Origin of the sequence: Hymenobacter chitinivorans DSM 11115, assembly GCF_002797555.1 — a bacterium.
Lineage (GTDB): Bacteria > Bacteroidota > Bacteroidia > Cytophagales > Hymenobacteraceae > Hymenobacter > Hymenobacter chitinivorans.
Genome location: NZ_PGFA01000002.1, coordinates 183801 through 199243, shown reverse-complemented (window position 1 = coordinate 199243; position 15443 = coordinate 183801). Strand labels below are relative to the sequence as shown.

At 59.0% G+C, this 15443-nt stretch carries 11 protein-coding genes; 6 read left to right on the top strand and 5 right to left on the bottom strand.

What is annotated here, in order from left to right; all coding sequences use genetic code 11:
• Positions 1-145: 145 nt before the first annotated feature.
• Positions 146-3616 carry a lamin tail domain-containing protein gene (locus CLV45_RS14435; protein WP_100337178.1) on the bottom strand — a complete coding sequence of 1157 codons (3471 nt, stop codon included), beginning with the start codon at positions 3614-3616 and terminating at the stop codon, positions 146-148.
• Positions 3617-3744: 128 nt separating this feature from the next.
• Here CLV45_RS14435 and CLV45_RS14430 point away from each other — a divergent pair, with 128 nt between their 5' ends.
• Together CLV45_RS14430 and CLV45_RS14425 are read left to right on the top strand one after the other, a co-directional pair.
• Positions 3745-4743 carry an aspartate-semialdehyde dehydrogenase gene (locus CLV45_RS14430; protein WP_100337177.1) on the top strand — a complete coding sequence of 333 codons (999 nt, stop codon included), beginning with the start codon at positions 3745-3747 and terminating at the stop codon, positions 4741-4743.
• Positions 4744-4889: 146 nt separating this feature from the next.
• Entirely contained in the window at positions 4890-5360 is a 471-nt protein-coding gene (locus tag CLV45_RS14425) for an energy transducer TonB (protein ID WP_100337176.1), read from the top strand.
• Positions 5361-5414: 54 nt separating this feature from the next.
• Here the strand turns inward: CLV45_RS14425 and CLV45_RS14420 are convergent, their stop codons facing one another.
• Complete coding sequence (locus tag CLV45_RS14420) at positions 5415-6170, bottom strand: alpha/beta fold hydrolase (RefSeq protein WP_100337175.1); 756 nt, start codon at positions 6168-6170, stop codon at positions 5415-5417.
• A 93-nt stretch (positions 6171-6263) separates the two neighbouring features.
• On the opposite strand from CLV45_RS14420, the gene CLV45_RS14415 reads away from it, so the two are divergent.
• On the top strand, positions 6264-7286 hold the full coding sequence (locus tag CLV45_RS14415) for an SRPBCC family protein (protein ID WP_100337174.1): 1023 nt from the start codon (positions 6264-6266) through the stop codon (positions 7284-7286).
• Positions 7287-7331: 45 nt separating this feature from the next.
• Here the strand turns inward: CLV45_RS14415 and CLV45_RS14410 are convergent, their stop codons facing one another.
• Positions 7332-7880 carry a YceI family protein gene (locus tag CLV45_RS14410; protein ID WP_100337173.1) on the bottom strand — a complete coding sequence of 183 codons (549 nt, stop codon included), beginning with the start codon at positions 7878-7880 and terminating at the stop codon, positions 7332-7334.
• Positions 7881-8525: 645 nt separating this feature from the next.
• Between CLV45_RS14410 and CLV45_RS14405 the strand changes: the two genes are divergently transcribed.
• A complete protein-coding gene (locus CLV45_RS14405; protein ID WP_100337172.1) occupies positions 8526-9203 on the top strand; it encodes a hypothetical protein in 678 nt (225 codons plus the stop codon).
• Positions 9204-9299: 96 nt separating this feature from the next.
• Positions 9300-10529 (top strand): AAA family ATPase, encoded by a 1230-nt coding sequence (locus tag CLV45_RS14400; RefSeq protein ID WP_100337171.1) that lies wholly within the window; start codon positions 9300-9302, stop codon positions 10527-10529.
• Positions 10530-11123: 594 nt separating this feature from the next.
• Here the strand turns inward: CLV45_RS14400 and dxs are convergent.
• Positions 11124-13064 (bottom strand): 1-deoxy-D-xylulose-5-phosphate synthase, encoded by a 1941-nt coding sequence (dxs, locus tag CLV45_RS14395; protein ID WP_100337170.1) that lies wholly within the window; start codon positions 13062-13064, stop codon positions 11124-11126.
• Between the two features lie 666 nt (positions 13065-13730).
• Between dxs and CLV45_RS14390 the strand changes: the two genes are divergently transcribed.
• Positions 13731-14798, top strand: a complete 1068-nt coding sequence (locus CLV45_RS14390; protein ID WP_100337169.1) for a lysylphosphatidylglycerol synthase transmembrane domain-containing protein — start codon at positions 13731-13733, stop codon at positions 14796-14798.
• A gap of 78 nt (positions 14799-14876) precedes the next feature.
• Here CLV45_RS14390 and CLV45_RS14385 read toward each other — a convergent pair whose 3' ends face one another.
• The gene (locus CLV45_RS14385; protein WP_157807514.1) at positions 14877-15293 is read right to left on the bottom strand and encodes a hypothetical protein; all 417 of its coding nucleotides are present in this window, start codon (positions 15291-15293) and stop codon (positions 14877-14879) included.
• Positions 15294-15443 lie beyond the last annotated feature (150 nt).

Below are 15443 nucleotides of genomic sequence, written 5' to 3'. Positions count from 1 at the left end.
TACAGGTTCTGCCAACGCAAAACAGCCCTTTACCGCACAGGTGGTAAAGGGCTGTTTTGCGTTGAATTACGCTTATCACTGAGGCGAGCAAGGTTCTTCACTCTGCTGCGCGCCGTTCAGGATGACAGCCGAAAAAGAATCTGCTTTAAAAACGGGCGCCGACTACCACGGTCTTTTTGTAGTCCTTTTTCTCGCCGCTGGGCTGGAGCAGTTCGATGTGCAGCACGTAGTAGCCGATGGGTACTTTGCGGCCCTGGTCGTTGAGGCCATCCCACTGAAAAAAGCCGGTTGTGGCCATAGTTTCATTGCGCACCAGGCGGCGCGCCAGCCGGCCCTGGGCGTCGTAGACGGTGATACTGGCCGCAAACCCGGGCTGGTCGACGCGGTAGTTGAGGGTGGTGAAGTCCTGCTGCCCGTCGGCGTCGGGGGTAAAGACCTCGGGCTCCAGGGTGAAGAGCTTGTCGCCGCCGGGGTCGTCCTGGTACTGGGAGTTGCGGCGGCCGGGCGAGGCGTAACCCACGGCACTGGCCGCCGAGTGGAAGTTGCCGGCCACGCTGGGCCCGTCGGTCCGAATCCGCTCCAACGATACGCCGTCCTTGGAGTCGAGCAGCCCCAGATGCTGAGACTCGCTATACGCGTAGCGGTCCAGAGCACGGTTTTGGGAGTCGAACACGACCACCGTACCAGCGTCATCGGCAAAGGTCGGCAGCGCGGGTAGGGTCAGGAATGCACTGGGGTCGTTGGTCGGGTACTGGCTTTGCACCACGTCGGGCTTAGTAGTCAGTACCACCAGCTGGCCCGGCGCCAGCACGTAGGGCCCGGCCGTAATGGGTTCCTTGCTCAGGACGTTGCTGGTCGAAATATTGCCCAGCTCCCAGCCCTGCAGGTTCAGGTATTTGTTGGAGCGGTTGAGGAGCTCCACGAAATCGACGCCGCCAGTGCGCGGGTTAAACAGGATTTCGTTGATAACCACGTCGTTTTCCACCGGGGCCGAGGGCAGGCCAAACGTAGCCGAAGCCGCCGCGCCCGTAGCATTGCCCACGCAGTCGGTGGCCCGCTGCACGCTCACGGTAATGGGTTGACTGGCGACTAGCGCCGAACCCAGCGTCAGGTCCACGGCCCGGAAATCCGGGGAGGCGGGAGCGGCTTTGGTGACGGTCGGGCCGGTGCTGAAGGAGTACAGCGCCGGGTTGGCCGCGGCCACGCTGTCCAGCTTTTCGCCGAAGTACAGCCGCACGATGGTAGGCGAAATGGCCACGGCCCGCAGCAGCGCCGGGGCCGTTCGGTCGGGGTTGGTAGCTCGCGCCGCATTGACTTTACCCGGCGTACCACCGCTCGGGTCGGTGCTGGCCGTCCAGTTCTCAATACCGGCGCAAGGATTACCCGTGTCCACCATTTCCAGGGCCCAGCCGCCGTCTTTCTTGGCCGCGTCCTTGTACCAGGTGCTCGAATAGGCTATTTCAAACAAGGTGCGCCCATCCCGGGCCCGCAGCACGAGCTGGTCGCCGTCGTTGGACAGGCTCGGGAAGTTGCTGACCCCGAATACGGCGCCGTAGCGGGCAAACAAGGCCGTGCGGGTACTGCTGCACACCACCGCGTACTGGCCCGGCTGCAGGCGAGTCGTGTCCGGGAATACGGCCGCCGAGCTGCTGCCCGGCTTGAGCAGGCGCATGCCGCCGAGGTCCAGAATCCGGGTGGTGGGGTTATGAATTTCCAGGTACTCGGAGGCCGGCAGCCCCACCGTGGGCGTTTCATCGGCCATAATTTCGGTGATGAGTACCTGCCCCACCGTGGGCACCACCGGCAAGCCAAACGTGACGCTGGCCGCCGCACCAGTAGCATTACCCACGCAGTCAACGGACCGTTGCACGGTGGCGGTGTACGCCTGCGCGGCAGCCAGTGGCGTGGCCAGGGTCAGCTCCACGGCCCGAAAATCGAACGGTACCGGCGTGACGCGGGTGATGGTCAGGCCGGGCGTGAGGCTGTACAGGGCCGGGTTGCTGGCCGTCACGCTGTCCAGCTTTTCGTCGAATTCCAGCCGCACCAGCGTGGGGCTGACCACCGTGGCCCGGCGCAGCAGCGGGGCCGTACGGTCGGCGTTGGCGGCCCGCGCTGAGTTGGCGCGGCCGGGCGTACCGCCGCTGGCATCAGTGCTGGCCGTCCAGTTGGCAGCCCCTCCGCAGGGGTTGGCCGTATCAATCATTTCCAGAGTCCAGCCGCCCTCCTTTTTCACCGCGTCGCGGTACCACGCATCGGTGTAGCGGACCTCGAAAACGGTGCGCCCGTCGCGGGCCCGCAGCAGCAGCTCGTCGCCGGCATTGGTTAGCGCGGGAAAGTTACTCAGGCCAAATACTTTGCCGTAACTGGCAAACTGCGCCGTGCGGGTGCTGCCGCACACCACGGCGTACTCGCCGGGCAGCAGCTGGGCCCCGGTCGGAAACACGGCCGCCGTGGCGGTGCTGCTGGTGCGCAACAGCCGCACGCCGCCCAGGTCCAGGGTTTGAGTGGCCGAGGGGTTATGAATTTCCACGAACTCCGAAGCCGGCAAACCCACCACCGGCAGCTCGTCGGCCAGGATTTCGGTGATGAGCAGCTGGTAGTAGCCCGGCGTTACGGCCGGCGGCGTGTAGGTGAGCGTGGCGGTCAGCGGACCGCCGGCCACGTTGCCGTAGAGGTCGGCCACGTTGCGCACGGCCAGGGTGCTGCTGCCCGCGGGCAGGTCGGCCGCCAGCGTGAGGTGCACCAGGGCCGGGTCGGTGGCGTCGCGCTGGGCGGCCGTAACAGCCGGCGCTCCGGCGCTGGTCAGGGTGTAACTGGCCGGCGTTTGGGTGGCCGCTACCAGCTCGTTGAAAACCACATCCACCTGCCGGGCCGAAATGATACCGGCGCTGAGCAGTGTGGGCGCCGTAGCGTCCGTGACGCGGAAGTCGTCGAAGTAGAAGTTGCGGTTGTTGGTGGCCGAGTAGGTTAGCGTGACGCCGAGGTAGCTGCTGCGCTGGTGGGTGGCGTCGGTGGCGGTACCTTCGGTAGTGAAGGTCGTGCCGCCGGTCAGGTCCCGCTCCAGGGTCCACACGTTCTGCACCGAGCGGGTCACGCGCACCCGCACCACGTTGCTGCTGGTCGAGCTGAGCGTACTATTGGCCCCGTCGATAACCACGGCTGCCGTAGCCGACGGATTCTTGCGAAACAGGGACACCTCATCGTCGGTGCCGCCCAGGCGCACGAAGTAGCCTTTGGTGGTGGCGGCTTTCAGGTCGGCTTGGTCGGCCATGAGCCAGACGTCGGCATAGTTCGAGCCCGAAGTAGCCAGGTTGAGCTTAGCGTAAAATTCCCAGGTGGTGCCCGTGGCGGCCTGCGAAACCGTGACCAGCTGGGTGGTGCTGGGCGTCACGGCCGGACCGTTGCTTTGCAGCTGCTGGCTGGCATTGACCTGAAAATCAGCCGTGCCACCGGTCCAAACCGGGTTTTGGGTGAAGTCGCCGTCGGCAAACGACTCGGTGAGCTGAGCCTGGGCCCTGCCGCTGCTCAGGCCCAGCAGCAGGACCAATAGCAGCAAAAAGCGCCCCCGGAAATGCAGATTAAACACGATACGTATTGGGGTAGAAGTTTTCTGCATAGTAGGTTTGTAAAAAAGCGGATAGCAACGGCGTATTCACCTGCGCATGAACTGCCTAAGTAACCTGCTTTTCCCGACATTTACCACGCGCACAGTCCAGTTGGCTGGCGCTTTTTTCTCTAATTGCCATGAAAGTAGCCGTAGTAGGTGCCACCGGTCTGGTCGGGGGCGAAATGTTGAAAGTATTGGCCGAGCGGAATTTCCCGGTCACCGAGCTGTTGCCCGTAGCCTCGGAGAAATCCGTGGGCCTGCCCATTGAGTTTCAGGGCAAAACCTACCACGTCATCAGCATGGACGATGCCATTGCGGCCCGCCCCGACGTAGCCATTTTCTCGGCCGGCGGCAGCACTTCCAAGGAGCAGGCCCCGCGCTTCGCCGCCGTCGGCACCGTGGTGATTGATAACTCCTCGGCCTGGCGCATGGACCCGACCAAGAAGCTGGTGGTGCCCGAAATCAACGCCAAGGAGCTGACTTCGGAGGATAAAATCATTGCCAACCCCAACTGCTCCACCATCCAGATGGTACTCTCGTTGCACAAGCTGCACGAGGCCTTCAAAATCAAGCGCATCGTGGTGAGCACCTACCAGAGCGTGACGGGCACCGGCAAAAAGGCCGTGGACCAGCTCATGGAGGAGCGCGCCGGCCAGCAGGCTTCCAACCCGGCCTACCCCCACCCCATCGACCTGAACGTGCTGCCCCACATCGACGTGTTCGAGGACAACGGCTACACCAAGGAGGAAATGAAGATGGTGAAGGAAACCAAGAAAATCCTCGGCGACGACTCCATCCAGGTCACGGCCACCGCCGTGCGCATTCCCGTCATGGGCGGCCACTCGGAGTCGGTCAACGTGGAGTTTGAACAGGAATTCGAGCTGGCGGAAGTCTACCGCCTGCTGCGCGCCACCGAGGGCGTGGAAGTGGTAGACGACGTGGCCAAGAACAGCTACCCCATGCCCAAGGATGCCCACGGCAAAGACGCCGTGCTGGTAGGCCGCCTGCGCCGCGACGAAAGTCAGCCCCGCACCCTGAACATGTGGGTCGTGGCCGACAACCTGCGCAAGGGCGCCGCCACCAACGCCGTGCAGATTGCCGAGCACATGGTGAAGCTGGGCCTGCTGAAGGCCTAAACCACCTTGCCCGGGCGCTAACAGCCGCCCGAAACTGCCTCGTTGGGCCTGTCGGCAAGCTGCTGGCAGGCCCATTTGCCTTAGAAGGAAGCCCAGCTCCAGCGGCATTCCCGCGCCATACTCACTTTTCCGGTTCGTATTCTGCCATGAAACCTGCTCTATACCTGTTGCTTATGCTGGGTGTCGGCCTGGAGCTGCCCCGTTGTGCCGGGGCTCAATCGGAAGACCCCGGGCGGGACCCGAAGGTGGTAGGAGCCGCGAAGAATCCGGCCCCACCAAAACAGGGGGAAGTTTTTGAGGAACTGGGGTATCTTTTCGTGGAGCAAATGCCCGTATTCCAGGCTGGCACTTCAACCCTGACCCACTACTTGGCCGCCCATGTTCAGTATCCGGCCCAGGCCAAAAAGGAAAAAATACAAGGAACCGTGCTGGTCCGGTTCATGGTGGGGCCGGAGGGCAAAGTGAAGCGCGCGGCTGTAGTCAAGTCCCGGCACCCGTTGCTGGATGCCGAGGCGCTTCGGGTAGTTTCGGCCATGCCCGCCTGGAAGCCCGGCCGGCACAACGGCCGCCCGGTTTCGGTTTCGATGACCGTACCCATCGAGTTCAAGCTTAAATGAATAGCTGCCTGAATCAAAAAAGGACTTCCGGGGAAGTCCTTTTTTGATTCAGTATTAACCGAACACCGCCCCGGCGAAATCCAGCACGGCGCGGCGGGTTTCCCGGGGCTTTTCGTAGTAGGCCAAATGCCCCACGTCGGCCAGAAACAGGGCGTAGCTCACCGGGGCCAGGGGCGCCAGGGTTACCGACTGCTCCAGGGGTACGGCCACGTCTTCCTTGCCGGCAATGAGCAGCACGGGGAACTTGGCCGCGCGTAGCACCTTGGTCCGGTCGGGGCGGGCGGCCATGGCCCGCATGCCGCCCACGATGGTTTCGGCGGGCGTGGCCTTGCCGATTTCCTCCAGAAACTCGCGCTGGCTGCTCATGGCTTCGCGGTGCACGGGGGCAAACAGGGGCCGGATAAACGACTCCATGAACTTCTCCACCCCGTGCCGCTCCACGAAGGCTACGTTCTTTTCGCGGTTGGCCTTTTTCTCGTCCGAGTCGGCGTAGGCCGAGGAGTTGAGCAGGCACAGGCCGGCCACCCGCTCGGGCCACCGCTCGGCAAAGGCCAGGGCCACGTAGCCGCCCATGCTGTGGCCCACCAGTAGCGCTTTGTCGACGCCAGCCGCCTGCAGCTTCTCGGCCACGTAGCGGGCCTGGGCCTCCATCGAGTAGTCGCGCACGTCGCGGATGTTGGTGCCGTGCCCGAGCAGATTGAGGCTGATGACGCGGTACTCGGTGGGAAAGTCGCGGCAGAAGCCGGACCAGATTTCGCGGCTTTCGGCGAAGCCGTGCAGGAAGACGAACGTGGGTTGAGAAGAAGCCATACGGTAAAAAGCGGCGGCCCCGAAGGCGGCCAGGGGTTGAACTGGGCACAATTACGCACTTTTACCCCAGCCATATTCCTAGCCTTACCCCGTATGCCCCTCTTCGAACGCCGCAACGCCCACAATATCACCGCCGTCCTACTGGGCCTGACGTTTGCCCTGCTCGGCCGCTTCGCGTTTGCCGACAATGCCCTGGCCGGGGGCGGCGGACTGCTCATGCTGGGCTTTCTGGTGCTGGTGCCCATCGGGTTAGGCGCTATTACCGAGCACTTTTCGCCGGCCAAGCGCACCAATTCCTGGAGCTTCATCTTCCGCTCCTGGGGCACGGTACTGCTGTTCCTGGTTACGGCCTTCATTTTTAACCTGGAAGGCGCAATCTGCCTCATTATTATCGGGCCGCTGTTCATCGTCCTCTCCGCCGTCGGCGGGGTGCTCTACCGGCTCCTGACCCGTAACCGCCACCCCGACGATAACCGCAACACCTTCGTCGTGGCCGGCTTTGCCCTGCTGCCCTTCGTGGCCGCACCCCTGGAAAGCCAGTTTGCCGCCCCCGACGACTTCCGCCGGGTCCAGAACACGATTCTCATCAACGCCCCGGCCGAAGCCGTGTGGCACAACATCATCCGGGTGCCCGCCATTTCGGCCCAGGACCTCGGCCCCAGCCTCGTGGATAAAATCGGCTTCCCGCGCCCGGTGGAGGCCACCTTGTCGTTCGAGGGCGTGGGCGGGGTGCGGCACGCTACCTTCGAGCGGGGCGTCGAGTTCATCGAAACCGTGGACGTGTGGGAGCCGCGGCGGCGCATTTCCTTTCGCATCGTGCCCAACACGGCTACCATTCCGCCCACGACCTTCGATGAGCACGTGACCGTGGGCGGCCGGTTTTTCGACGTGCTGCGCGGCACCTACGAGCTGCAACCGGCCGGCCCCGGCCGCACCCGCCTTGTCCTCTACAGTCAGCAGCGCCTGAGCACCCGCCTCAACCCCTACGCCGGGTTGTGGACCGACTTTGTGATGAGCGAAATCCAGGAACGCATCCTGCGGGTGGTGGCCAAACGCAGCGAAGCCGAAGCAGCACAGGCTACTTCGGCTTCGGCACTAGTATCGGGACGGCCCTAGGCCGGCGGGGCAGATCCGCCGGCACCGGTCCGGATGCCCGGTAGCTTAGGCAGCTACTTCGGCTTTTTCTTTCACGAACTGCACGTTGGCGAACAGCTTCACGTCGTCGCCGAGCACGATGGAGCCGGCTTCGGTTACGGCGTGGAAGGTCAGGCCAAACTCCTTGCGGTTGATTTTGCCGGTTACTTCAAAGCCGGCCTTCTCGTTGCCGTAGAAGTCGGTGGCGGTGCCGCCGTACTCCACGTCGAGGGTCACGGGCTTGGTCACGTCTTTCACCGTCAGGTTGCCGGTCAGCTTGTAGGTATCGTCGCCGGTCTTGGTCAGGCCCGTCGAGGCGAAAGTGATGCTGGGGTAGGTGGCCGCGTCGAAGAAGTCGTTGTTGCGCAGGTGCTCGTCGCGCTGCTCCTGGTTGGTGTCGATGCTTTGCACATCGAGCGAGAAATTCACCTGGGCATGCTCGAAGCTGTCATTTTCGGTAATGGCTTCGCCCGAAAACGACTTGAACGAGCCCGTTACGGTCGAAATCACGAGGTGCTTGATTTTGAACTGAACCTCGGAGTGCGTGGGGTCAATTGCCCATTTGGTAGTGGCCATGATGCGGTGAAATGAGGGTTGATGTTTCGTGGTTGATGCTGGCTCATCGCCGGTAACCGAAGCGCCCGGTGGCTGAGTGATGCTGCAAATATACAAATAGTGTACATACATCAATGTACCTACATCATTTATTTTTATTTAGTTCACCCCGTGCCTGTTTTTGGCTCTCCTTCCAGCTTCCGAGCCCTGGCACCTGTTCCCTTACCCTGCTGCTCCTACCCAGCAGGGCGCGGCGCGGCATCTTCAGGCCACTTATGCTGCCGGGTAGACTACCGCAGTCCTGTCTCTAGTACTCAAAACCGGCTTGAGGCGTCCTCAACTCAGTTTTGGCCGGTCGAAAGGCTTCCGAGGCGTCCTCAAAGCAGGTTTGGAATGGCAGAAACGGTTTGAGGCGTCCTCAAGCCAGTTTCGGCACGTCAAAACAGGTTTGAGGTGTCCTCAAACCCGTTTTGGAATGTAAAAACTCATTTGAGGATTCCTCAAATGAGTTTTAGCACGTCAAAAGAGGTTTGAGGAAGTTGGCCACTCGTGGCCGCTATTGTAAAGAGCGGCTTTCTTTACCAACTTTTTCATCCGGCACTATATTCAAGCTCAACTATTTAGCTACCTTATCTGCGTTATTCACCAATCCCATTTTTTCAGCTTATGGATACCCCTGATATTCCCAAACCCCGCAAAACGGCCCTGCTGCCGATCAACGACCGACAGCTGGCCGAGCTAGCCGTATTCGCGGCCGCACACTGGCCCACCGAGTCGTGGCTGACCCTGCGCTACACTACGGCCGCGGCCTTTCGGACGCAGGCGCTGACGTACCAAGCCGCCGTGACTTCGCGGCAGCAGGCCGGTAGTGCCCGCCCCATCCACGCCGACGAGCTGCTCGACCTCGACGCCCTGATAGATGAGAATCTGTACCGCGTCAAAAACCGCCTCGCCGACAAATACAATAAGAAAACTGCCCTAGCCCACTACCCCACCGTGGGCATCATCAAGACCAACAAGACCTACACGCTGGAACGGGAGCGGACCAAGCGCGCGGCGGCCCTGCTCACGCTCCTAGAAGGCCTCAAAACCGAGAAGATTACCGATGGTGAATACGGCACCAATTTCTGGACTCCTATCGCCACCCGCTACAACGAGCTGGTAACCGAGCTCACTGATGCCAACGGCACCGTATCCAAGGCCGTGAGTGCCAAGGATACCATGCGTGACCAAATCGAAACCGTCCTCAGCAGCCTGGGTAAAGCCCTCGACGCCAACTACCCCGTCAAAAAGGAATACAAGGCCCAGCTCCGGGCCTGGGGCTTCCAGCGCGAGTCGTACTAAGCCGCCGGAGTTGCCGTAGAAAAGGCCGTTGCTTTCCCCGGAGAGCAACGGCCTTGTGGTTTGTTTACCTTTGGGTATTCCCCTTTTCTTTGTGTTATGGATGAGAAACTAGTTGTCAAGAATTTTGGCCCCATCAAAGATGCCACCGTGGACTTTAAGAAAGTGACGGTGTTTATCGGGCCTACGGGCGGGGGGAAGAGTACGCTGGCGAAGTTGGCGGCGATTTACAGGGATGGCGAATTCAACCTTTTGCCTAGCACAGAAAGAAGCAAGCTGTTTAAAAATTATAATATAAATAATTTCCTATGCCATAATAGTTATTTCTCGTGGAATGACAATGATGGCAAAGTAGAAATTGACAACAATTTAGAAAGTGATGACAAAGAAAAAAGAGAGAAAATAATAGACAGAGCTGTAGACAATATACTTAATGACAATAACACCAAGGAAAGTTTCTTGAATTTAATTCAAGATTTCGCAAATGAAATTAAAATTGAAGAAGGAAATAAAAATATTGATGCGGTTAGAAAGTTTTTAAACAACGTTTCCAAGCCGCTACTTGATAATGGCAGTTTGGCAAGACCTATGTACATCCCTTCTGAAAGAGCATTCGTCGCTTCAATTGAATATTCCTGGGCTGGTCTTTTACGTGATGATATAGGTTTACCTAAAAGCGTCTTGGCTTTCGCCAATAGCTTTTCTCTTTCTCGGAAAGATGTTCCTGAACTTGCAATACCATTTCTCAATATAACATATAGACATGTGGAAGGCCGTGATTTTATAAGTATTCCAGAACGTGATGAGCCATTAATGCTTCTAGAAGCAGCTAGTGGCATTCAATCAGTTACTCCGCTACTAGTATTACTAGAGCACCTTTCACGCAAAAATGATCTAGTCCAAAGTTTTATCATAGAAGAGCCAGAACTTAACCTATACCCCACTGCGCAACGCGACTTGGTTTACACCCTGCTTGAAAAGTGCACACAAGCTAATAATGACCTTACAATTACTACACATAGCCCTTACGTGCTAGCAGCCCTCAATCTGTGTCTCTATGCTCATAAGGTCAAGGGTTTATTTCCACATCAAGCAAAGAAAATAGCTAGGCTCATTCCTGAAAAGTATTGGCTAGACCCAAATGATTTCAGCGCTTATTATGTGGCTAATGGGAAAGCTAAAAGTATATTTGATACCAAAACTGGCTTACTAAGTGAAAGTCAACTTGACGAAGTATCAGGAGAGTTTGCTGATATTTTTGACCGTCTAACCGATCTACGCGTGCCCGAAAAGAAAGCACCATCTAAAGCTAAGCCGGTTAAAAAATGAAAAGCCGGATAGAAGGAGCTTACCCGCATGGTTCCACGTGCATTGTTCACCATACCCGAACGGTTCGACGAGTATTTGACTGCCCAATCAGAAAAAGAGCTCTTTACCGTACTGGAAAGCGTGACCCGGATTTAGATTTTGAAATCAAGAATCCGACAGGGCGTGACTTCTACACCATCAGCGTAGATGGCTGCTTGTATCCTACATCCAAGTCTCCCAAACGCTGTGATTATGCAGTTTTTTGGAACGACACCATCGTTTTTATTGAGTTTAAACTTGGCATGCCTGTAGGAAGAACTACCAAAGTTCCGGTCCGAATGCGCCAAGCGCTAGATCAGCTAATCCCTACTATCCGACGCTTCGAACGACACGGTATCTTTGTTGCCAACACTAAGATTGAAGCAGTGGCATTCGTAAGCAGACACTTACCACGCCCGCTCAACTCCATTTCTATGCAAGCTGCTAAGGACCGTTTAAAGACTGCCTTCCCAACGCTAAATATTCGATTCAAAGTCACTAAGTCTCGGTCTATATGACCAAACAAAAAGCCCCGCCGGACGAATCCGGCGGGGCTTTTTTCTAGCTTAATTCTAATTACAGAATCACCGTCTCCACAGCAGCCTTAGCGGTTACCTTGCCGGCCATTTCGCGCACGGCGGCGGCAATACCGGCGGCGTCGAAACCGCACTCCTTGTAGAGCTCATCCTGGGTGCCGTGCTCCACGATGCGGTCCGGAATGCCGAGGCGCTTGACGGGCACCGAGTAGCCGTGGTCGGCCATGAACTCCAGGATGGCCGAGCCGAAGCCGCCGGGCAGGCAGCCGTCTTCCACCGTCACAATGGCTTTGTACTTGCTCAGGGCGGCGGCCAGCAGCTCTTCGTCGAGGGGCTTGGCGAAGCGCATGTCGTAGTGGCCCACGCTCAGGCCTTCGGCGGCCAGCTGCTGGGTAGCCTTGGCGGCATAGTTGCCGATGTGGCCGATGCTCAGGATGGCCACGCCTTCCCCTTCGCGCACCACGCGGCCGGTGCCCACGGCAATTTTCTTGAGCGGCGTCTGCCACTGGGGCATCACGCCTTCCCCGCGGGGGTAGCGGATGCTGAACGGACCCATATCGGGCAGCTGGGCCGTGTACATCAGGTTGCGCAGCTCTTCCTCGTTCATCGGCGCCGACACCACCATGTTGGGAATGTTGCGCATGTAGGAAATATCGTAGCAGCCGTGGTGAGTGGGGCCGTCGGCGCCGGCAAAACCGGCCCGGTCGAGGCAGAACACCACGTTCAGGTTTTGCAGGGCCACGTCGTGCAGCACCTGGTCGTAGGCGCGCTGCATAAACGACGAGTAGATGTTGCAGAACGGCACCAAGCCCTGCGTGGCCAGGCCCGCGGAGAAGGTTACGGCGTGCTGCTCGGCAATGCCCACGTCGAAGGCGCGGTCGGGCATGGCCTTCATCATAATGTTCAGGGAGCAGCCCGACGGCATGGCGGGCGTCACGCCCATCACCTTGTCGTTTTGCTTAGCCAGCTCCACCATCGTGTGCCCAAACACGTCCTGGTACTTGGGCGGCTGGGGCTTCTCGTAGGTCTTGGTGTGGATTTCGCCGGTAATCTTGTCGAACAGGCCCGGGGCGTGCCACAGGGTCTGGTCTTTCTCGGCCAGGGCGTAACCCTTGCCTTTCACCGTCACGCAGTGCAGGATTTTGGGGCCGGGAATGGTCTTCAGATCCTTGAGAATGGTGGCCAGGTGCTGCACGTCGTGCCCGTCCACGGGACCGAAGTAGCGGAAGTTCAGGGCCTCAAACAGGTTGCTTTGCTTGAGCAGCGTGGCCTTCATGGCCTGCTCCACCTTGCGGGCAATCTGCTGGGGGTTGGGCCCGAACTTGCTGAGCTTGCCCAGTACGTTCCAGAGCTCGTCGCGCACCTTGTTGTAGGTGCGGGAAGTAGTAATATCGGTGAGGTATTCCTTGAGCGCGCCCACGTTGGGGTCGATGCTCATGCAGTTGTCGTTGAGGATAACCAGCAGGTTGGAGTTGGCCACCCCGGCGTGGTTGAGGGCCTCGAAGGCCATCCCGGCCGTCATGGCTCCGTCGCCGATTACGGCAATGTGCTGCCGGTCCTTCTCGCCCTTGTAGTCGGAAGCTACGGCCATGCCCAGGGCGGCCCCGATGCTGGTGCTGCTGTGGCCCACCCCGAAGGCGTCGTACTCACTCTCCTTGCGCTTGGGGAAACCCGACATGCCGCCGTAGCGACGATTCGTGGGGAACCGGTCGCGGCGCCCGGTCAGGATTTTATGGCCGTAGGCCTGGTGCCCCACGTCCCACACCAGCTGGTCGTAGGGCGTATTAAAGACGTAGTGCAGCGCCACCGTCAGCTCGACCACGCCCAAAGAGGCGCCGAAGTGGCCACCGTAGATAGACACCGAGTCGATAATGAACTGTCGAAGCTCCTGGCTGACTTGGACCAGTTGATCTTCACTGAGCTTTTTAAGGTCGTCGGGCGAGTTTATGGCCGCCAGCAATTCACCGGGTTCGACAATCATCTTCGAGAGAGGGCAAGGAGAGGTTTTTCACAGAGCCAACAGCCAGACGAGCCTAAAGGTTAGGCAGTTTGCACTATTTGTCTCTTATAACACGCAAAGGTACGACTTTTCGTAGCTACCGGTTGTAGCTGACAGTGTCGGGGAACTACGGGCAAGCCCGTCAACGGGAGGTAGGACGATGGGCCAGCCGCTGGCCGCGGGAATAGTCGGGGCATTAGGCCGTTGGCAAGGCCATGGCCAATCCGAACCCGGGCCCAATAACGCCCGGGTATCGGATTGGTACTAGGGCATCCTGGCGGATGACCGCACTGGCCGGTCTGGCAGCTACGGGAGAAGACCGAGGCCCTCTTACCCGCACTCCGCAGCGCCGATAACGCTGGCCCGGTTCCGGGCCTTACTGAATAGCAGCATAACAATAGAAAATAAGATAACGAATAGAATAGATAAGGATAGTTCTAGCATAGCCGACTCAACTTCTTTCCAGGGAAAGGTTTTTGTCGTATTGGTTGATTAAAAGTGCGGAAAGCCGGGCAAGCCCGGAAAAAAAATACACCAACCGGGCGTTTATCGGTATCAAGCGGGGCCTTGGGCAATTCAACTCCGCCGCTGAGCTGCTGATAGGCTGAAGAATACCTATTTTTGCGCACCTCACCCTTCGCTTACCGCATGCCGCTCACCCAGCAGAACAACCAGGAGCAGCAACTGCTCGACAAGCTCAAGCCCTCCCGCATCATCTTGCCGGTGCTGATTGGCCTGAGCGTGGTCGGCTTTATGTTCTGGCGCAGCTACCAGCCCGGCGACCTGGCCCCACTGGGCGCGGCCAAGCTCCACTGGCTGCTGATTATGCTGGCCGTGCTGGTCGCCCGCGACCTGGGCTACATCTACCGTATCCGCCACATTTCGGAGCGGGTGCTGAGCTGGCGCCAGAGCCTGGACGTGATTATGATCTGGGAATTTGCGTCCTGCGTGCTACCCTCGGCGGTGGGTGGTACGGCCGTCGCCTCGTTTATTCTGAACAAGGAGGGAATTTCGCTGGGCAAGTCCTTGGCCTACGTGATGGTTACGGCCCTGCTCGACAACCTCTACTACGTGGTGACCGTGCCCCTGGTAGTGTGGCTGGCCGGCGACGCCCTCTACCCCCACGAGGCTCTGCAGGGCGGCTTGGTGGCCACGCTCAAAATTGCCTTCATCGTGAGCTACGTGCTGGTCACGCTGTATGCGCTGCTGATGCTGTACGCCATTTTCGTGAACCCTGAGTCGGTGAAGCGGCTGCTGGTGCGGCTCTTCTCCATCCGGGGGCTGCGGCGCTGGCGGGCCAAGGCTTACCAGCACGGCAACGAAGTGGTGTGGGCCTCGGCCCAGCTCCGCGGCAACGGGGCCGGCTACTGGCTGCGGGCCGTGGGCTCCACGTTCTTCGTCTGGACGGCCCGCTACCTGGTTATTGGCTGCATCATTGCCGCCTTCGTCGACGTGAGCTGGGGCGAGTTTCTGCTGATTTTTGGCCGTAACCTGACCTACAAAGTTATTCTGCTCATTGCCATTACACCCGGCGGGGCGGGCATTGCCGAGGGTGCTTTCCCGACCTTCTTCGGCAAGTTTATCGGCACGCCCACCATGACCAACTTCGTGGTGCTGCTCTACCGCATGGTCACGTACTACCTGTATCTGCTGCTGGGTGCCGTGTTTTTGCCGCGCTGGGTGGCGCGGGTATTCAGTGCTCCCAAAACGACTTAGTCCGGTAGCATAACCAACCAAAAAAGGCCCTTCCGCGCAGTGCGGAAGGGCCTTTTTATTGCTGAGCAGAAGCTACAACTATTCTTTTTCCAGGCGCAACTCGGCACCTTCGGGGCTTTTCAAGGTGAGCTTATCGTCGGTCAGCGTTACCACGTCGAAGCTGTTGCTGGTGGTAGCGCCGTCAGGAGTCAGCATGATTTTCTTGTTGGGCTGGTCGAAGGTGTACTTGCCATTGACGGCCCCGGCGGGCGAGGTCATGTTGTACTGCCCGTTGGCGAAGAACGTAATCCGCTCGTCTTCCTGCGTATCTGTCTGCTTTACTTTGTCGCCGCCGGCGCTTAGCTCCTTATCGGTTTTCCAGACCTTGCTTTCGGTGCCGTAGAGCATGTTGACGCCTTCGACTTTGCCTTCCTTGCTACCGCAAGAAGCCAAAAACAGGACCATAAATGCCAGCAGGCTGGCCAGCACACGAGAGGAAGTGGGGAGAGTTTTCATGAGGAAAGAAAGGGTTTTGGGGAAAGACACAAACAACCCGGCAGTCGGCCATGCGAAAGCCAGTGTTGCGGTTCTTACGCGGCAAAAGCTAAAGAGTTAGCCCAGTAGCGCGGAGCTTGCGTGGTTACAACCTAATACCGACGAAGGGCG